This is a genomic window from uncultured Photobacterium sp. (assembly GCF_947502415.1).
Classification (GTDB): domain Bacteria; phylum Pseudomonadota; class Gammaproteobacteria; order Enterobacterales; family Vibrionaceae; genus Photobacterium.
The window spans coordinates 25,505-43,338 of sequence record NZ_CANMZV010000010.1; the positions used below are offsets into that span (position 1 = coordinate 25,505).

The following is a 17,834-nucleotide window of genomic DNA, read 5'->3' on the forward strand; positions in this document are numbered from 1 at the left end:
ATTTAATTAGGAATAGAACATGATTACTGCATCTGAAGTTGCCCAATTGCTGGGTGGTCAACTGATTGGCCGTGAAGACTTAGAGATCACAGATATTGTCGATATTCGTGATGATTCCGAGGGCGGTTTAGCTATTCTTCATCAGAAGAAAGATCTGGCTGCGTTGGAAACAACCAAGGCCGAGGTGATTATTGGGCCGTCTGTTATTGAATCAATTTCGGGTAAAACACTTATCGTGATTGATAAAATTGATCCTAACCGTCTTAATCAGCTGCTTCGTTTTTATAAAGTGAAGCGATACGGGCTGGAAGATCAAACTAATACCTCAGATCGCAGCGACGTTCATATCGGTAATCATGCTTCTATCGGTAAAGACTGTTATTTCATGCCGGGCGTAAAGATCATGAATGGTGTCACTATTGGCGATAACGTGGTGATTCACGCTAATACCGTTATCAAAGAAGGCACGGTGATTGGCAATAATGTCACCATTGATGCGAACTGTTCGATAGGTAATTACAGCTTTGAGTATTTATGTGAGCAAGGTGAATACATCCGGTTGGAGAGTGTAGGACGGGTCATTATTGAAGATGATGTCGAGATTGGTGCGAATAATACGATTGATCGCGGCACATTCGGTTCAACAGTTATCGGTCGGGGTACAAAAATGGATAACCAGATCCAGATAGGCCACGACGTACAAATAGGTCAGCACTGCTTGATTGTCTCTCAAGTCGGTATTGCCGGGTGGACGGTACTGGAAGATCACGTCATTGTTCATGGTCAGGCCGGCCTGGCCGGTGGCCTGCGGATTGGAAAAGGGACTGTGATCAAAGGTCAGGCTGGCGTGACGAAATCCTGCAAGCCCAATAGCCAGCTTTGTGGTTACCCTGCACGAGAGTCATCTCAATTTTTAAGCACAGTAGCAGCTTTGAACAAGCTTTCTCGGCAGCCCCAGCCAAAGCTGTCGGCATCTACTGTGGAACCAGAGTCACCAGGTTTATTAAGAAGATGGTTAAGGAAATTAATCTGACCATCTGGTGTCATTCTGGATTAGTGAAAAATTTTCGGAGTCATACATGGCAAATGTGAAGCTTAGCCAAGTAACAAAACAATATGAAAACGGCTTTAAAGCCGTACATGGCATCGACCTTGATATCCATGAAGGGGAGTTCATGGTGTTCGTGGGGCCATCCGGTTGTGCCAAATCAACGACGTTGAGAATGATTGCCGGGCTGGAATCTATTTCCGGTGGCGAGATCCGTATCGGTAATCAAGTGGTTAATAATTTACCGCCCAAAGAGCGCGGTATTGCGATGGTATTTCAGAATTATGCGCTCTATCCGCATAAGACGGTTTTCGACAATATGGCGTTTGGCTTGAAAATGCAAAAACGCCCGAAAGATGAGATAGAACAACGGGTGCGTGAAGCGGCAGAAAAGCTGGAGATCACAGATCTGCTCGATCGCAAACCGAAGGAAATGTCCGGTGGTCAGCGTCAACGTGTTGCGGTTGGCCGTGCCATTGTACGCAAGCCTGATGTTTTCTTGTTTGATGAACCGTTATCAAACCTGGATGCCAAATTACGTGTTTCCATGCGTGTGAAGATTGCTCAGCTTCATCAACAGCTGAAAGAGGAAGGTAATCCGGCAACCATGATTTATGTAACTCATGATCAGACGGAAGCACTGACCTTGGGTGATCGTATTTGCGTCTTAAACAGCGGTCAAATCATGCAGGTCGATACGCCGGTAAATCTATACAACTATCCTCGTAACCGTTTCGTTGCCGGGTTTATTGGTTCACCTGCAATGAACTTGGTTGAGGTTTATCTGCGTAAGCAGGGTGAGAGCTGTTATGTAGAGCTTGATAGCGGCAAGCTGATTGCGTTACCGAGTTGTTTTACCGAGAAGCTGGAACACTATGTTGATCAGAAAGTATGCTTTGGTTTGCGACCAGAGCATATTTCTTTGCAGGATGGTGAGGGAATTGCGAATGCCCTTACAGCGAAGATCTCAGTTATTGAGAATATGGGTAACGAGAAATATGTGTACTTTAACGTGGCAGAACACGAGATGATCTGCAGAATCAATGATCCGCTTTTGTCCTTATCGGCGATTAACACCGAGAAGCAGTTTGTCTTTGATACTGAATTTAGCCACATTTTTGATATTGCAACAGGAGAGAACCTGACACTGGCTTAGTGTTATGGGTTACTAGTTTACGTTTTATTGGGTACGTCTCTATCACGCAAAGGATGATGCGTTCTTGGTTAGATATCAGTTATCTATTCCTCTATTCTATACCAGCCGAGCAGGATGCTCGGTTTTTTTAGTGATACTATCTAATTGAAAAGTAAATGTTTATGAAGCGATAAGCGTTTTTATCATGGATTTCTATTTACGCTGGAATCGGGGAGGCTTAAAGAAGCCGTATAACTTTGCACATTAGACAGCAAGCTTTTATATCTTAAAGACGGTATTACTTATCAATTATTATGCAACAATGATTTTTTGCAAGTTAGGTGTGAGTAATTTTTGATATTGCTTTTAGGATATAAAACATCCTATTTTATGAGTTTTTCTTGATTGTAAAAAGCACAAAAAATTATACAGATGTTTTATGACAAAAAGATGACAGTTGCATCTTTTTGTATAAAAAGAGCTGTGCGTAACACATTGATATTAAAGTTATTATTTAAATGGATGATTATCTAGTCTAAGTTGGTAATGCGTTTTGGTGATGGGCTGAGTAAAGGTATGTTGTCTTTATGACTAATTTAATTAAGTTTTAAAGATGTCTCTTATTATTTTTATATTCAGTATTTATAATATATGTTTATGATTGTTTTAATTTAAATCTGGAAGCGGCGCCTATCTTTGGAATGACAAAAATCGAATGTATTGTAGTTAAATTATATGTATTTTTTGTATGCTGGTCTTTTAAAACGCCAAATTCAACATCATTAATATTCATGATTTAATTATGAGTTAAGGCATATGTAATTATTTTTTGTGGTGGAATTTAAATTTTATAAGTGTCGTAGCATAAGAGGTTTCTAATATAGGAGGTATATTATTAGAAAACTCTCATGTTATTTTTTTAGCTGCTGTAGTTGGTTAAGTAGGTTATGCAACCTCTGTAATTTCTTCAATACAAAGGTCTTTAGTTGGGGCTTTCTGAGCTTGTTCGGTTTGGGTCAGTTCTTCTTGGGATAGGTGGACAACAGCGTAACCTATGCTCATATAAATACAGCGGTCAATGTCGGTTTCATCACCAACTATTTGATCAAAAAGGCCTTTCGCTTCTTGAGATGGCGAGATGATGGGGCCAGCATGTTTGAGGGCTTTGATGAATTCAGCTTCGTGATGAATAGCATAGACCCATGAAGTAAAAAAGGCATCAGACGAGGTGAATATCAGCGGGCGCTTGATGATTTCTATGAACATAGGTTTTAGTTCAGTAATCAAATCTGCCTTGAGTTTAAAGTGCGCATTGATACCCGAACGGGTTATTCCTACCTTTTTGGCAATAGTGCCAAATGTTAGTTTTTCAAAGCCTTCATTCATAGCAATTTCGAATGAGACGTTAATAATTTTTCGTCTGGTTTCAGCTGCGACAGCTTGGCTTACTCTTGGCATTGTAATTATTGGGTGAGTTCTTATAGGGTAAACGCCATAATAACAGTATTTATCAATCGATCCAGTGGCTTTATCTTTTTATTAGACCTACGCATATATACTGTCTGATTATCCGGCCTTTATATTTAGGTATATTATGAATAATGTTCGATACAAGAAGTTAGTTAATAATCCTAAAGAGGTATACTGGTTCATTGTTACGGTGTCACCTGTATGGGCTGTTATTTAGTCGCTATTTATAAAACTGATACTTACTCCTGCTTGGAGAAGAAGGCCTCTTCAATGGTTGGTTAGCGATGGTTGGTTTAAAGAGGCCTTTTGTACCAAAAATGGACGCTAGCTTTGCGTTAGTGCGGTACTAACTTCCCGAAGGAATGCAAGGGAAAGTGTATTGGAGAGGTTTAGAGTAAAAAACCTAATCGTTGATTTTATAAACAAGTACCAGTGACTCACATGAACTGGTACTTGTTAGGTAAGGTCGGTTAGTGAAAGAATAGTTGGCTAAAGGGGTTCCTACCGTGCTGTTAAGCAGCCTGCAGCTGTTTATGAGGTGGGTGATGGGGCTGGTGGCATCAATGTTGACAGAATCCTAGCCTGAGTTGGTAGATACAACAACATGGATTTGGTTTTCTTTGAGTATGCTGGTTCTGATGGCGTTGTTGGTATATCGTAGGGAGCTTTTTCTCGTCAGGTGTTTTGCGAAAGCGATATAGATGCCATCTGAGTATTGAAAGCCCCATTCTGGGGGCTTTTTTGAACTGGCTAAAAGCAAATCTTGTCGCGTGTTTGGCAATTACTTTCGCCGTTAATTCTCTTTCAGATAAGCACTCAAAAATTGCGCTACAGCCATTTCGATAGCGAGATCCTGATCTTGCTGACTGGCTGTTGGAACATGCACAAGCACCTGCGGCCAGAAGAGTGTTGATTTCAGGGCTCCGATAAATTGTTCGGAGGCAATTTTCGGTTCAGCGACATCCAATTTTCCGGCTTTGATACCGGCTTCAATCCACTTGGTCAGGCCCTGACCGCCCTCCAGCTGCTGCACTTTTTCCAGCATGATGGTGGCTGAATCGCCCGAGCGCATACATTCCGATAGCACCATTCGCGCCAGGGAGACAAAATTTGGACAACATAATAGTTGGGCTTCCCTTTGGGCTATTGCTGTGAGCTGAGCTTTGATTGATTTTTCTGGCTCAAGAGGGATAGCGCTAAATGTCTGCACACAAGAAAGCATGCGCTCAATAATCACGCTGAATAAGCTTTCTTTGGTTGGGTAGTATTTGTAAAGGGTCCGTTTCGAGACTTCAGCTTTTTTCGAAATGGCTTCCATACTCGCTTGTTCCAATCCCTTGTCTTTAAAAATTTCTATAGCAGCAAGAATGATATTTTCTTGTTTAATTTCAGCGACTTTAACCATTTTTCGTTCCAATGATGAATTTAAAAGTAAACGATCGTGTTTACTTTTGGTGAATTCAAGATATCATCAAAAGTATACACCACCGTTTACTTTTGAGGCTAGTCAAAAAAATGAACACAACTCGAAAAGCATCCTTACTGGCAGTGGCCAGTGTGTTGGGTCTTGCTTTGTGTGGAAATAATAACGTGGATGGCGATTATGTGCACAGTGAGGACGTTCACCTGGAACGCATTGCTCAGTCACCACAGTTTGTTGATGGCAAGGTTGTGTCGAATTTGCCGAAAGTAGACATGGGAGAAGGAATGTTATCGATGATGTGGAAATTCTTCATCAATCGTGGACAGTACAAACCACAGCATCGGCTCCAGTATCAGCCTGTTGATACTGAATTGCTAGCTGAGCCGAGTAAGTCGCTGAGGGTTACCTGGCTAGGGCATTCATCTCTGTTTATTGAAGCAGATGAAACCCGGATGTTGATTGATCCGGTTTTTGATTATGCCGCGCCTGCTCCTTTTGCCAACTGGTTCCAGCGTAATGTCGATGCGCCGGTGAGCAGGGAAGAGTTGCCGTTGCCGGATGTTATCCTCATTTCGCATGATCATTATGATCATCTTGAAGAAAGTACGGCTCGTTTTTATGCCAGCAAGAATGTGAAGTTCTTTGTGCCATTAGGCGTTGGTCGTCATCTTGAAAAGTGGGGAGTGAAACCGGTCAATATTGAAGAGTTTGACTGGTGGGAAAGCCAAAAAATCAATTCGGTGACGATAACGGCAGCCCCAGCGAACCACAATTCGGGTCGTAGCCTGTTTGATTCCAACACTACCTTGTGGTCGTCGTGGGCGATCCAGGCGGATGCTGGAAGTGTCTTTTTCAGCGGTGACTCCGCATACGGTGAGCACTTCAAGCAGATCGGTGAGCGCTTGGGCCCGTTTGACCTTTCTTTTATTGAAGTCGCCGCTAATGTGAAAAATGACAAGGGGTATCCGGTAGAGGGGTGGGGACATATGCAAGCTTCTCATACGATGTTGGCCCACCTGGATGTCCGGGCAGAAAAGCTCTTTCCGGTGCACTGGTCTACTTACGAATTGTTTCTTCATCGCTGGGATGAACCGGTTAATGACTTGGTTGCCGAAGCGGAAATTAATTACGCTGAGTTGGTTACACCACTGATAGGTGAATCGGTTGATATTTCACAGTCACTTCGAACTACGTACTGGTGGCAAAGTGATTTTGATTGGCTGGACTTTTCGGCGTTAGCCAAGGCAGAGCCTGCATATCAAAGCGAATAATAGTGAGGGGCTGAAGTGCTCCTCATCGTTCTTATCATAAGTATTGGCAGAATAACTCTTGATTTCTCATTGTCAGAATCCCTTCACTCAATTTGTCCTGAAATTGAGTTTGAAAGAAAATTGTCACTAACAACTTAATCACTGCCTTCTAAAATGAAAGAGTTGTATACCCAACTGATCTTTATATATAGGAGTCTGAGTGAGCTTATTTGGGTATAGGAGACTGGGAGGAACAGCGTGAAAATCTTGTTTATCTGTCGGCATAATACTTGCCGTAGCATTCTTGCAGAAGCGATTGCCAGGCGTTTTTTACCTGAGCGGTTTGAGGTGGCCAGTGCCGGAAGCGAACCGCTTGGGGATCTGCATCCATATATTAAAAACTACATTGGAGCTATGGGGCTGGATCCTGCGGATTTTTACAGTAAATCCTGGGAAGAGCTGGCGAGCTTTCATCCGGATATTGTGATTTCGGTTTGTGACCAGCAACATGGTGAAGCCTGCCCGAACTGGCTGGCTGATGGGATCCGGGTTGCTTGGGATATCAATAACCCGTTAGAAATCAGCGCTAGTCAAGAGGAGTTCGATGAGCAATGCCATCAGGCGTCAGCGTCGCTGAAACGTCGGATAGACAAATTAAGCGGTTACTATTTTGAAAATATGAGCCACGATCAAATCATCGAGGCGCTTGAAAAATTGCATGGCATATAGATATGTCATGCAATAAAAGTAATACCAATTTTGAGGGAAGAAATGAGATTACGTAGTAAATCCTAGTTTGAATTCACCTCGTATAAGTTACCGTTCGTTGATTTTATAGTGACAGTTTTCTTTATGTTTGATGACGGTGAGGCGGTCTAAGCTAATAACAGCTTGAACAGACATTGATAATGAGGAGCTGGAATGAAAATATTACTTATAGGGGCGACAGGGACAATCGGTAAAGCTGTTGCGGCGCGTCTTGGTACTGAACATGAAATCATTGCAGCAGGTTATACCGAAGGGAATGTGCAGGTTGATTTGGCCGATGCAGATTCAATAAAAGCCATGTTTGAATTGGTCGGAAAAGTCGATGCGGTAATCTCGACTGCCGGTCTGGCTAATTTTGCGCCTTTACACGCACTGAGTGATGACGATTATCAGCTAGGGTTGAGCAATAAACTGATGGGGCAAGTCAATCTGGTTCGTTATGGCGCCGATTATATCAAGCTGGGGGGTTCAATCACTCTGACTTCCGGCGTACTGGCGCGTAAGCCTATACCGGGAAGTGCATCAGTCAGTATGGTGAATGGTGCGCTGGAAAGTTTTGTCCGCGCTGCCGCTTTAGAGCTTCATCAACTAAGATTAAATGTCGTAGCACCAGTTTTCGTAAAGGAAACTATGGCTATGATGGGAATCGATACAGAAGGTGGTGTGTCGGCCGCTGATACCGCAATTGCCTATGAGGTGGCGGTAACAGGCGATATGCATGGTCAGACATTGGATATCACCGACTATATCTGATTGAACACTCGCTATTTGTTTAGACATTTTTGTTTTGCCTAATCCTTGTTGATTGGGCGTTATTTTTTATGGGTACAGGATTGGCTGATGGTTTGACAGTGAAGTGGGGATGACTCATTATGCTTGCGTTTCTTTTCTGTTATTCGGTATATGGTTATGACTATCTCAGCGTTTCACTCTGGCGTCAATATGCTTCATCAAGCGCAAAATATGGCGACAACAGGCGCAAAGGAGATCCAGCAGTCAACACTTTCACCGTCTCGGCCGGCGGAGCAAAGCACCACTACCACTTTGTCTTCCTCCGTTCCTGTATCTGGCGTATCTTCACCCGATGAAGTGATTTCAAAAGCAAGTACTGATTTACTTCAGGCCAAAAGCTACAACCAGGCTGGGGCAAATGTCATTCGTCGGGCTGATGAGATGACAGGCAGTTTGCTTAACATTAAGGTTTAATCTTTAGGCATCACCTTGCTCATTGTTATCGTTTGACAAAATAATGCTAGCGACGGAGCAATAACAATTAATCACATGATAAATTTCTCCTAGCATCAGTTTTTTCCTCTCATATGTCAGAACTGAGATCCTTAGTTCATTGCTATTGTTTACAGTACAAAGTGCTGGCTGATCTGCCTGTATAAGACAACGTATTTTATTTGGCTGGGTATGGAGTGTTTATTATGAATACTTCTGTTTGCTTGTTGTTGGCTGTAACGTTGACATCTGTGGCGGCTTGCAGAGATAGATCCGATGATGAAAGCTTTGGAGAAGATTCGAATGCTGTTACTGGCGGAAGTGTTGATGGTGGTAGTGTAGAACCACCGGTTGAACCACCGCCAATTGAGGATCCGGAGCCCAAGGTGGATATAGATGGGCTACCTTTGCCTGAATTGAGTACTACTCATGACTATGAGGCGTATTTAACTGCCCAGCCTCGATACTACACAGAGATAACGTCTCCTTTCGGTAATGTTCGTTTACAGGATAATACGCCTTTTTCTAATCCTGTGACGAATACGGGGGCAAACCTTGGGCGGATACTTTTCTATGATGTGCGGTTATCGGCAAATAACACCAAAGCGTGTGCGTCATGCCATATTCAGAAGCATGGATTTACCGACCCAGCTAAGTTTAGTGTTGGTTTTGATGGTGGGGCAACAGGTCGCCATTCAATGGGCTTAAGTAACGCGACGTATTACCGGCCAAAAAGCTTTTTCTGGGATGAGCGGGCAAAGACACTGGAAGAGCAAGTGCTGATGCCGATTCAGGACCCGGTTGAAATGGGGATGAATCTGTTTGATTTGGAAGTGAAGTTAGCCGCTACCAGCTTTTACGCGGCAATGTTTGAACAGGTGTTTGGTGATGAAGCGATAACAAGCCAGCGTATTTCACTGGCTCTGGCCCAGTTTATTCGAACGATGGTTTCTTACCAGTCAAAATTTGATCAGGCCTTTATGGCGGGAGAGTGGGATGAGCCGGACTTTGCCGCGGTGTTTACAGAGCAAGAGATGTTAGGTCATAAATTATTTTCTGGTTTTGGGGGGCGGGAGGATTCCCTGGACTGTATTGCGTGTCACCAGACATCAGCCCATACAATGGATCGCTCACATGTGAATGGCCTGGATGCGGATACCAGTGACGATCAAGGTGCCGGCGGTGGGTTCTTTAAGTCGCCATCTTTGCGCAATATCGCAGTGGGGGCACCGTATATGCACGATGGCCGTTTGGCGACATTAATGGATGTGGTTGAATTTTATAACAGTGGAGTACAGCCTCATCCTAATTTGAGCCCTGATTTGAGACGGAATCGAGATCCTAATGGGCCGCCAGTGAGGTTTAATTTATCTCAGGAAGAAAAAGAAGCGTTGGTGGCTTTTTTGGAAACCCTGACTGATGAGGCATTTTTGACTAATCCGATTTTTGCCGACCCTTTTCCTGAGGTTGTATCGGAAACAACGGATGTCGAAGAATAGTGTTAAAGACGGAATGAAAGAGTAAAGAAGCCAGCAAATGCTGGCTTCTTGTACGTTGGTTTTATCCACCCCAGCTTTTGCTGCCACTGGATGATTTACTCCAGCTGGACTTGGCCGAGACTGTTGAACCGAATCCTCCGCGGGAGATCGTGCGGCTGATGGTTGGTTTTGGCTTAAGCTGATCACTGCTGACCCGTACTTTGGTTTTCTTATATCGGCTGCTGCCGTAGTCGTAACCATCAGCCGAGGTCCAGCGATCGTAGAAAATACTGCCCGGGTAATATGAACGGAACATTGGCTGGGAATAATAACCGCGGTTATTATCCATTAGCCGCCCGAACATAAAGCCAGCCATCGCGGGCATAAACCAGTTGTTTGAGGTGCGAACACAGGTGTTGTTACCGAATTCGGCAGTACAGTCGTATTCACTACGGTATTTAGGAGCTGTTCTTTCTGCTTCGTCCAGCGCAAACTGGTAAGCGGCGCGGCACTCCTGACTGTAATTGGGGTTATCGTCGATACAGTCAGGCAGGGTTTGATAAATTGTCCCTTCATTGGTGTTATCGCTACACCCTGTCAGGAATGCACCGGCAAAGGCGACCGAGAACGGTTTTACCGAGAAGGTACGCCAGTCTTTGCGCATACTCGCCAGAACAACCTTCTTGCTTCGTTTCATGGCGGTTGCTCCTAGTATGTCATGCAAGCGGCATTTAGCAGGCCGACAGATACCGATGTTGCAGCCATAAGAATACCTGCGGGAATTTCTCCGGCTTCAATACGCTCGACAATTTTCGGCATAAACCCGAAGCGGACGATATAGAAAGCGATAAGCTGAGCTATGAGTGCAATAACGCCCCAGAGTGCAAAATCGATTAGGTTGACAGAGTTACTTGCCGCGCCAGCAATTGCCAGGCAGTAGCCCAGAATTGAACCGGAAAGGCCAATTGCCGCCGCTGTATTCTGTTGGTCCTTGACTAGCTTCCATTCATCATGCGGGGTGAAGCGTACATAAATAATTTTGAACAGTAATAAAAAGGCCAAAGAAAGTGCAAAATAAAGCAAAAAAGCACCTAGGCCAGCAAGAGAGTTTGCAAAAACTTCCATGTGGTTTCCTTAAAGATATTGAAAGTTAATTTAGCCAATCAGTTTGAAATCAGTCGGGGACAGGTTAATGCCTGTGCTGGTGGCAAGGCAGTGCTCAGCTTGGTTGTTGATTATTTTCTCTTCCCCTGCAACCATCAGCGATTCATAAACATCATTGCCGATATTTCGCTCGTAGATCATCACAAACTGATCGGTTTCGCTAATGGTACCGTTTTCCAGCCAGGTTTTCTCTGTCATAGCGACTGGACGTGTATTTTCCCAAACTTTTTCAAAGTGTTGGCCTTCTAGCTCCCATGAATCCTGAACGATTTGGTTATCCAGCAAGTGCTGCCACTGGCTGTCGGAATCAATGGGTTTGCTGTCATAAAAGTAATAGAGTTTTACTTCGCTTACATCGGCTTCATTCGGGCCATGAGTCAGTACCTGGATAAAGCCGTCATCATCGGTGTAATAGCGAAGCAGGCGGGTTTGCTCATCTAGGCAAACTTCACCGACAGCCTTGATGAGCTGGGTACGCGCCGCCCCTTCAATGACAAGATCCGGCTCAATAAGGCGCAGTTTCAAATCATCGAGTTCAAATGCCCCTCCAAGGCGTAAGCCCAGAATTTCCGGGCTTTTGGGAAGCTCCGGGGTAGATTTCTTTTTTTTAAACCAATCAAACATAGTGGCTCCTGAACAGCTATCACGTCTTACCAGCGAAAATTATTAACTCGCTCGTCGGAGATATAAAAGAGTTTGCAACCTGGTGGCACTTCACGTTGTAGGGAAGGATTTAGTTCGACACCATCACCGGTATCAATGGCTATCAGGGTTGCTTCATAGTCTTGCTTGAAAGTCGCAAACAAGGCTTCAATTGTCGTACTCGGGGAATTCGCCGGGTAGCGTACGGAATATTGGGTCATGCCCTCGGTGGTGCTGAGCAATTCATGGTGGAGTTCGCTCGAACCTGGGTCGACGGCCGCTTTAGCCAGCATTTCAACGGCTACTGAAGGGATACACTCGGCATTCGGACAGTGCTGTTTCAGCAGCTGGCTCAGCGCTTCATCCTTGAAGTAGGCCAGCAGGTGCGCTTTGGGGTTTTTGCTGGTACAGAACAAAGCAGCTGAAAGGGTAATATCATCCTCGGGGTTGTCGATAAGGATACAGCTGGCACTGTCTATCCCGGCTCTGACCATCCCTTCCTGGTCGGTGAAGCTGGCCACTCGGACAAATTCAACTTCACCCGGCAGCGGGTTTTCAATTTCTGGACGGACACATAAGACGATCGGGCGCCGACCTTTTTCCTCGTGTTGCAACATTTTGATCAGGTGCAAGGTACGTTGCTCGTTCCAGCCCAGTACTAAAATATGGTTGTTCACTTTGAGACTCCGTTTTCCCATCAGGCCGCTTTTCCAATATCGAATAAAGAGGCTGGCGATGCGTCCGATAGCCATGGCAAACAGCCCAAGGCCACCGGGGATCACAAACAGGGAGACCACCCATTTGCCCATGGCGGTCGTCGGTGACATATCACCATAGCCAACGGTAGAGGCGGTGACAAATAGGTAATAGATGAAATTAGTGAAGGAGCCGGTTAGCTCATTTTCACCGGCGAACGCCAGTAATAACCAGCTGATCGCGGCATATCCAAGCAAGGTAAGCAGGAGGTTCCTGCCATTTAATTGACTGAAATTCCTGATAGCCCATCGTTGGAAGAAGAGCCATAGTGCCATTGTTACCTCCGTTACTTACCTGCTTGTCGTTATCGATAAAGCAAAAATCAAGGCGATAGCCTTATTTGCCTAGAATTCGTGCCAGTTCATCTTCAGCGGATGATTTGCCGGGAGCTGTGATTCCTGCTTCGGCCAATTTTTTATCCAGGCTGCTGCCAGATTGCTCTTCGGCCATTTCTGCTGCGGCATCTAGTTGGGCAGATTTTTCAGCCTGGCGCTGTTTAATCCGTTCCAGAGACTCAACAGCAGTATGCATTTTGGCGTTTGCACCGACATTGGTTGCCGATACAGCGGATTGTGCTTTTTGCACCGCTTCGTTTGCCTTAACGACATCGACTTGCTGTTCAAGTTGACGCAGTTTGTCTTTGGCCTGCGCGATGTTTGTACGCATGCTTTGTTCTGATTTTATGAACTGATCAAGATAGACTTGTTCGGCTTCTTGTTCATTACGCAGGTTGGCAACCTTTTGTGCACATTCCAGTGCTAGCTCCTGCTGACTTTTTTCCATTGCTGTACGGGCATGGCCTTCATATTCATCAATACCGTTATTGAATGCATCGACCTTTTGCTGCGATAGTTTACGCTTGGCAACAATTCCGACTAAGGCTTCATCAGAGCGGCGAAGCTCTTGTTTTGCTTCTCTGATCTCTTGATCAAGGATACGCAGTGCCTGGTTATCCGCGATGTTTTCAGCAGCTTCGTTGGCACCGCCTTTGATTGCGGTAAATAGTTTTTTCCAGACACTCATGATGCGTTCTCCGTTAGGTATTCCTGGTATAGATCGATAAAGGCTTCAACATTGCGGAACAGAGTCGCAACCTCAATAAGAATGCTTTCTTCTTTTGACTGTGAAGATAGCGAACCGAAAGCCACGTAATAGCTTTCACCGCTAATTTCGTTAATGCCAATGGTTGAAAGCGGGAACATTTTGTGGGTTCGCAGGATCAGATCATTCAGCGCCACGGTATCGCTAACCTGCTGATGAGGAAACAGCAGAACCTCAACCAGGATTTGCTCACCGGCTACCGCCAGATACGCTTCGATGTTGTCTTCGTTGCGGATAACAAGAGTTTGCTCCTGTTGTGTGACCTGCCAGCCAGCGTGTGCGGACAGAACCGGAAGCAGATCATTTAATTGCCACGTCATAGTCATACCTTCATGATTTAGTGAGAGGGCTTATGAAAAAATATCCTTATATTATGGGGTTAATCTAATAAATTACTATCAGAGCGTGGCAAATTGTTAGCTTTTTTGTGAGCGGCAGGGAGGGTTTGCATTAAATTTCAGTGGACCGCATTGAACAGCAACCCGGAAAGGGGCAGAAATGATGAAGTGAGCCGGCAGGAGGGGGAGCCTGCCGGAGACGCAAAGGTTAGCCTTTCAGCCCTTCGCTGATCAGCAAATACCCACGGTTGCGTTTGGTATCCATGGTTGCCATTGAGTCGAACAGTTGATCACTTTCAACCCAAACCCAGTTGGCTTTGGCGTTGGATACATCCATGATCAGAAATGAATCGGATCCTTTGTGGTATGCACCAATCGGTGAATAATGGCCAGAACCCGGTTGGTTGAGTGTTTTTCGAGAGTAGTTCACAACAACATACTGATTTTTAGTTTCCAATGCATGAACCAGTTCTGCTTTCATATCTGCTTTGTGGTTCAGGTTGTCAACAAATACCGTTTTTACTTTCAATTGGTTTGATGTCAGTAAATTTGTCATTTGATCAAGCTGTAGGCCGTAATCATGACCTGCGCCTTCAGTTACTGGCTGACCCATGATCTGCAATCGGGTTTTCTGACCGTGGCCTAAAACCGTATTCTGGGTATAACGCTCGTAGAACGGACTCCAGTCTCCCTGAGGGAAGTAAGCGCGATCTTCCGGGGCGATTAATGATTCGTCCAGAGGAATCTCGGTGACATTCTGACGCACACGAAGCGCATTAAGCACGATGGAAGTAGATGCCACGCCGCAGTATACTTTGTTGTCCTGGGCATCATAGAAATTAGCCAGCTTGAAGAAGTCTGTTTTAAAGTGAGATTGCTCAAGACGGGTAATACCTTCGTCACTCGACCAATCAATCACATCTGCAAAAGCCGCTGTTGTTGGTACAGCTGCGAGCGCAAGAGAAAGTAATGATGTTTTCAGCATTGTTTTCATAGTTAACCTTTTTACACTAATCGTTGTTCGGCAATTCGACATAGCATCGTGACACCCAGTGGGATGATGCTGTCATCAAAATCAAAATCGCACGTATGCAGGTTGGTTCCCTTAGAACCAATCATGAAAAAGCAGGCGCCTATACTGTCGTCCTTTTTGAAAAACGCCATGTCTTCACCGCCCGGACTCGGCTCGACATTGGTGTTGAGGTTTTCGGCTCCAACTGTTGATTTAGCCACATCAATAACGCAATCAACTTGTTCTGGGGTGTTGACGGTGGCGGGACAGAGTACTTCAAATTCCACCTCGGCATGGGCGTTGTACGCTTCGGCAATAGAGCTGGCAAGCAACTGCATTTTACGGCGCATGGTGTCACCGACTTCTCGTTCGTAGAATCGAATGGTTCCGCCGGCTTCGGCTGATTCAGGTATTGAGTTGAATACCTCACCACTCATGATTTTTGTTACAGCAAGTACACCCATTTCAGAGCAAGGCACACACTCCGATACAATAGACTGCCATGCTGTGATGATTTTGGCTGAAACTGTTATCGGGTTTACGCACTTGTGCGGCACGCTTGAATGGCCGCTGCACCCTTTCACTATCAGGCTGAATTTCTCTCCGGCACCTGTGATCGGGCCGTAGCGTAGGGAAATCGTGTTATCCGGCAGGCGTGGCATATTATGGAAGCCGTAAACTTCATCAAACGGATATTTCTCGAATACGCCGTCTTTCATCATGGCTTTGGCACCGGCACCGATCTCTTCGGCTGGCTGGAAAAGAAAGATGATGCGACCCCGGAAATTTCTGTTCTCTGAGTAATAGCGAGCGGTTGCTAACAGCATTGCCATATGGCCATCATGTCCGCAGGCATGGGATTTTCCCGGATTCTGCGAGGCATAAGGCTTGCCGGTTTGATCCTGCATTGGTAATGCATCCATATCAGCACGGTAGGCAATAGTTCTGCCTTCTCCCAGCGTACCGTCAATGATACCGACAACACCGGTCTGACCGAAGCTGCGATCGATTCTTATAGCCCATGATTCAAGTTTGTTCGCGACATATTGAGATGTGTTGTGAAGCTCAAATCCTACCTCTGGCATACTGTGAAGCGTATGACGCCATTCAGTGATTTCCTGATGCCATTCATTAACAATTTCAATTGTGTTCATCATCTATTATGTCCGGGTGACAGCCAGAGCCTGAAGCTCTGGCTTGGGTTTACGAGTTAGTTACGCCTTAGCTGTAGTTGATTTTGCTTGTTGTTCAGCCGCTCTTTTACGGGCAATAAAGTAAAGCGGAGAAATCAGTACCATGGCGCCCAGGCCGACTAGGATTTTGGTCAGGCTCTGATCCGCTAGCAACCAGACACAAATACAAACACCAGTTACTGGAACAATGGGACCAAACGGTACTTTGAAGTTGTTTTTAGTGCTTTCGTCATTTTCAAAACGTTTGCGGAACTTCAGAGTGGCAATACAAGTTGGAATGTATTGGGCAAAACGGGTAACAACACTCAGCATCGCCAAAGTGGTGAATGAACCAGACAGTGCAATAGGGATGGTAACCAGACCTGAAGCCAAAATAGCCACGGTTGGAATACCCTTTTCGTTTTTGCTACCAAATATGGCTGGAATCATTTTGTCATCTGCCAGAGGCAGCAGGGCGCGAGGAATATGGAATGACGCCGCAACGTTAATACCTGCAATCGAAATGATAGAGCCAATGGTGATCATATAGAAACCGAAATCACCGAATGCAACTTTGGCTGCATCTGCCAAAGGTACTGATGAGTTGGCAATATCTGGGCCTAGGATACCGACAGAAACAGCCATAACGGCGGCGTAGAATACGGTAACAGCAAGGATAACGATAATGATGGCAAGCGGAAGGTTGCGTTTTGGATTCTCCATGTCTTCAGCAGCAGTACCGAACGTTTCAAAGCCAGTGAAAGCGTAGAAGCAAAGGATCAGTGCAGAGCCGAGTGTTTCAAAAGTCAGGGAATACTGTGCTGGCTCAGCTGTTGATTCAGCCGCTGAAAAGGTAGGGATGATATTTTCCGGGTTAATGAACCAAATACCGCCAACAATCAATACAACCAAAGGCACCATTTTCGCCAGGGTTGAGATGTTGTTAACCACTTTGGCTGCGCCGACACCAGCTAGGTTCAGCAACGTTAGTGAACCGACTATACCGACAATGATGCCATTTCTTAGCATTTGGTTTTCTTCGAAACCGAAGGTATTGGCAAGAATGTTAGTGAGTGCAACAGCCATAACCCCCCATGCGATACATTGCATCATCCATTTCAGGAAGCCGACTTCAAAACCGGCAAATGAACCAAAGGCCTCCTTGGTATATACATAAGCGGCACCGTTTTGGCTGAAATAACCGGAAGCTTCCGCAAAGCAAAAAGCAATAGTGGCAACAATAATCGCAGTAATAAGAATAAGAGCGACAGACCAGTCACCAGCTAATTGATATAAAGAGCTTGGTAGCAAGAATATTCCGGAGCCAATGATAGAGTTAAATCCGAGTAAGACTATACTCGCGAGTCCTAATTTTTGTTTCGTCATGATACGACCTACTTTTGCGTTCCAATACAGAATTTTTGCACTAGGGAGCCGCCGAAATCCTTCGGTTTAATTTAATCTTTTATCAAAAATCTTATGAATATTTGTATAGATTGTTGAGGTGATTATTTCCTGGTGCTTATATTTTTAGTTCAAATGGAGAATACGCTTTATATTGGAGAAAAAAATTTCAAATTTTCTTCATAAGAACAGTTTGATGGAAATGTTTTCTATCAATTACGCTTATGCATGAAATTTCTTTTCTGTGTTGATCTTGGTTATCTTATTATTTATTAATTAAGTGTAAATTTGTGATGGAGCTCATAAATAAGGTGTTGATTTGAAATGGAAATCACCCAAATACCCACTTTAAAAGTATGGGCTTTGTCACATATTTGATATTTAGAGTAAAGATTAATAATAAATGAGGCTTATAACTGAAATATTAATAGGTGCGGCGTGGTATCGAT

At 44.7% G+C, this 17,834-nt stretch carries 18 protein-coding genes; 7 read left to right on the plus strand and 11 right to left on the minus strand.

The genetic code is table 11. From position 1 onward, the window contains the following. The first annotated feature begins 19 nt into the window (after positions 1–19). A complete protein-coding gene (locus Q0852_RS12190) occupies positions 20–1,033 on the plus strand; it encodes a UDP-3-O-(3-hydroxymyristoyl)glucosamine N-acyltransferase (RefSeq protein WP_299018301.1) in 1,014 nt (337 codons plus the stop codon). Between the two features lie 46 nt (positions 1,034–1,079). Next, positions 1,080–2,204, plus strand: a complete 1,125-nt coding sequence (locus Q0852_RS12195; RefSeq protein WP_299018302.1) for an ABC transporter ATP-binding protein — start codon at positions 1,080–1,082, stop codon at positions 2,202–2,204. Positions 2,205–3,128: 924 nt separating this feature from the next. Here the strand turns inward: Q0852_RS12195 and Q0852_RS12200 are convergent. Together Q0852_RS12200 and Q0852_RS12205 are read right to left on the minus strand one after the other, a co-directional pair. Then, complete coding sequence (locus tag Q0852_RS12200) at positions 3,129–3,641, minus strand: TetR/AcrR family transcriptional regulator (RefSeq protein WP_299018303.1); 513 nt, start codon at positions 3,639–3,641, stop codon at positions 3,129–3,131. 805 nt (positions 3,642–4,446) lie between these two features. Next, positions 4,447–5,058: a TetR/AcrR family transcriptional regulator gene (locus Q0852_RS12205; protein ID WP_299018304.1), complete on the minus strand. Its 612-nt coding sequence runs from the start codon at positions 5,056–5,058 to the stop codon at positions 4,447–4,449. Positions 5,059–5,168: 110 nt separating this feature from the next. Between Q0852_RS12205 and Q0852_RS12210 the strand changes: the two genes are divergently transcribed. The 5 genes from Q0852_RS12210 (at position 5,169) to Q0852_RS12230 (ending at position 9,817) form a co-directional block, all read left to right on the plus strand. Next, positions 5,169–6,347, plus strand: coding sequence for an MBL fold metallo-hydrolase (locus tag Q0852_RS12210; RefSeq protein WP_299018305.1), 1,179 nt, complete (start codon positions 5,169–5,171; stop codon positions 6,345–6,347). Positions 6,348–6,584: 237 nt separating this feature from the next. Next, entirely contained in the window at positions 6,585–7,055 is a 471-nt protein-coding gene (locus Q0852_RS12215; RefSeq protein WP_299018306.1) for an arsenate reductase ArsC, read from the plus strand. Positions 7,056–7,247: 192 nt separating this feature from the next. Further along, a complete protein-coding gene (locus tag Q0852_RS12220; RefSeq protein WP_299018307.1) occupies positions 7,248–7,847 on the plus strand; it encodes a short chain dehydrogenase in 600 nt (199 codons plus the stop codon). A gap of 156 nt (positions 7,848–8,003) precedes the next feature. Beyond that, positions 8,004–8,300: a hypothetical protein gene (locus Q0852_RS12225; RefSeq protein WP_299018308.1), complete on the plus strand. Its 297-nt coding sequence runs from the start codon at positions 8,004–8,006 to the stop codon at positions 8,298–8,300. 224 nt (positions 8,301–8,524) lie between these two features. Then, positions 8,525–9,817, plus strand: a complete 1,293-nt coding sequence (locus Q0852_RS12230) for a cytochrome c peroxidase (protein ID WP_299018309.1) — start codon at positions 8,525–8,527, stop codon at positions 9,815–9,817. 61 nt (positions 9,818–9,878) lie between these two features. Here the strand turns inward: Q0852_RS12230 and Q0852_RS12235 are convergent, their stop codons facing one another. From Q0852_RS12235 to Q0852_RS12275, 9 genes are all read right to left on the minus strand, one after another. Beyond that, the gene (locus tag Q0852_RS12235; RefSeq protein ID WP_299018310.1) at positions 9,879–10,493 is read right to left on the minus strand and encodes a DUF1190 family protein; all 615 of its coding nucleotides are present in this window, start codon (positions 10,491–10,493) and stop codon (positions 9,879–9,881) included. Between the two features lie 11 nt (positions 10,494–10,504). After that, positions 10,505–10,921, minus strand: a complete 417-nt coding sequence (locus Q0852_RS12240; protein ID WP_299018311.1) for a DUF350 domain-containing protein — start codon at positions 10,919–10,921, stop codon at positions 10,505–10,507. A gap of 30 nt (positions 10,922–10,951) precedes the next feature. Beyond that, positions 10,952–11,584, minus strand: coding sequence for a YjfK family protein (locus Q0852_RS12245; RefSeq protein WP_299018312.1), 633 nt, complete (start codon positions 11,582–11,584; stop codon positions 10,952–10,954). Positions 11,585–11,610: 26 nt separating this feature from the next. Further along, positions 11,611–12,633 (minus strand): potassium channel family protein, encoded by a 1,023-nt coding sequence (locus Q0852_RS12250; protein WP_299018313.1) that lies wholly within the window; start codon positions 12,631–12,633, stop codon positions 11,611–11,613. Between the two features lie 61 nt (positions 12,634–12,694). Continuing rightward, positions 12,695–13,381 carry a PspA/IM30 family protein gene (locus Q0852_RS12255; protein WP_299018314.1) on the minus strand — a complete coding sequence of 229 codons (687 nt, stop codon included), beginning with the start codon at positions 13,379–13,381 and terminating at the stop codon, positions 12,695–12,697. After that, positions 13,378–13,779: a DUF2170 family protein gene (locus Q0852_RS12260; RefSeq protein WP_299018315.1), complete on the minus strand. Its 402-nt coding sequence runs from the start codon at positions 13,777–13,779 to the stop codon at positions 13,378–13,380. Before Q0852_RS12260 ends, Q0852_RS12255 begins: the two co-directional genes overlap by 4 nt. A gap of 226 nt (positions 13,780–14,005) precedes the next feature. Next, positions 14,006–14,791 (minus strand): phytochelatin synthase family protein, encoded by a 786-nt coding sequence (locus Q0852_RS12265; protein ID WP_299018317.1) that lies wholly within the window; start codon positions 14,789–14,791, stop codon positions 14,006–14,008. 11 nt (positions 14,792–14,802) lie between these two features. After that, positions 14,803–15,966, minus strand: a complete 1,164-nt coding sequence (locus Q0852_RS12270; protein ID WP_299018319.1) for an amidohydrolase — start codon at positions 15,964–15,966, stop codon at positions 14,803–14,805. A gap of 57 nt (positions 15,967–16,023) precedes the next feature. Further along, positions 16,024–17,367 carry an APC family permease gene (locus Q0852_RS12275; RefSeq protein ID WP_299018321.1) on the minus strand — a complete coding sequence of 448 codons (1,344 nt, stop codon included), beginning with the start codon at positions 17,365–17,367 and terminating at the stop codon, positions 16,024–16,026. Positions 17,368–17,834 lie beyond the last annotated feature (467 nt).

Excerpts from the sequence above, each read along its gene's own strand:
- Q0852_RS12225 (WP_299018308.1), top strand. The coding sequence starts at position 8,004 with ATGACTATCTCAGCGTTTCACTCTGGCGTCAATATGCTTCATCAAGCG.
- Q0852_RS12275 (WP_299018321.1), bottom strand. The coding sequence starts at position 17,367 with ATGACGAAACAAAAATTAGGACTCGCGAGTATAGTCTTACTCGGATTT.
- Q0852_RS12200 (WP_299018303.1), bottom strand. The coding sequence starts at position 3,641 with ATGCCAAGAGTAAGCCAAGCTGTCGCAGCTGAAACCAGACGAAAAATT.
- Q0852_RS12250 (WP_299018313.1), bottom strand. The coding sequence starts at position 12,633 with ATGGCACTATGGCTCTTCTTCCAACGATGGGCTATCAGGAATTTCAGT.
- Q0852_RS12210 (WP_299018305.1), top strand. The coding sequence starts at position 5,169 with ATGAACACAACTCGAAAAGCATCCTTACTGGCAGTGGCCAGTGTGTTG.
- Q0852_RS12220 (WP_299018307.1), top strand. The coding sequence starts at position 7,248 with ATGAAAATATTACTTATAGGGGCGACAGGGACAATCGGTAAAGCTGTT.
- Q0852_RS12260 (WP_299018315.1), bottom strand. The coding sequence starts at position 13,779 with ATGACGTGGCAATTAAATGATCTGCTTCCGGTTCTGTCCGCACACGCT.
- Q0852_RS12255 (WP_299018314.1), bottom strand. The coding sequence starts at position 13,381 with ATGAGTGTCTGGAAAAAACTATTTACCGCAATCAAAGGCGGTGCCAAC.
- Q0852_RS12235 (WP_299018310.1), bottom strand. The coding sequence starts at position 10,493 with ATGAAACGAAGCAAGAAGGTTGTTCTGGCGAGTATGCGCAAAGACTGG.
- Q0852_RS12195 (WP_299018302.1), top strand. The coding sequence starts at position 1,080 with ATGGCAAATGTGAAGCTTAGCCAAGTAACAAAACAATATGAAAACGGC.
- Q0852_RS12230 (WP_299018309.1), top strand. The coding sequence starts at position 8,525 with ATGAATACTTCTGTTTGCTTGTTGTTGGCTGTAACGTTGACATCTGTG.
- Q0852_RS12240 (WP_299018311.1), bottom strand. The coding sequence starts at position 10,921 with ATGGAAGTTTTTGCAAACTCTCTTGCTGGCCTAGGTGCTTTTTTGCTT.
- Q0852_RS12245 (WP_299018312.1), bottom strand. The coding sequence starts at position 11,584 with ATGTTTGATTGGTTTAAAAAAAAGAAATCTACCCCGGAGCTTCCCAAA.
- Q0852_RS12190 (WP_299018301.1), top strand. The coding sequence starts at position 20 with ATGATTACTGCATCTGAAGTTGCCCAATTGCTGGGTGGTCAACTGATT.
- Q0852_RS12265 (WP_299018317.1), bottom strand. The coding sequence starts at position 14,791 with ATGAAAACAATGCTGAAAACATCATTACTTTCTCTTGCGCTCGCAGCT.
- Q0852_RS12205 (WP_299018304.1), bottom strand. The coding sequence starts at position 5,058 with ATGGTTAAAGTCGCTGAAATTAAACAAGAAAATATCATTCTTGCTGCT.
- Q0852_RS12270 (WP_299018319.1), bottom strand. The coding sequence starts at position 15,966 with ATGATGAACACAATTGAAATTGTTAATGAATGGCATCAGGAAATCACT.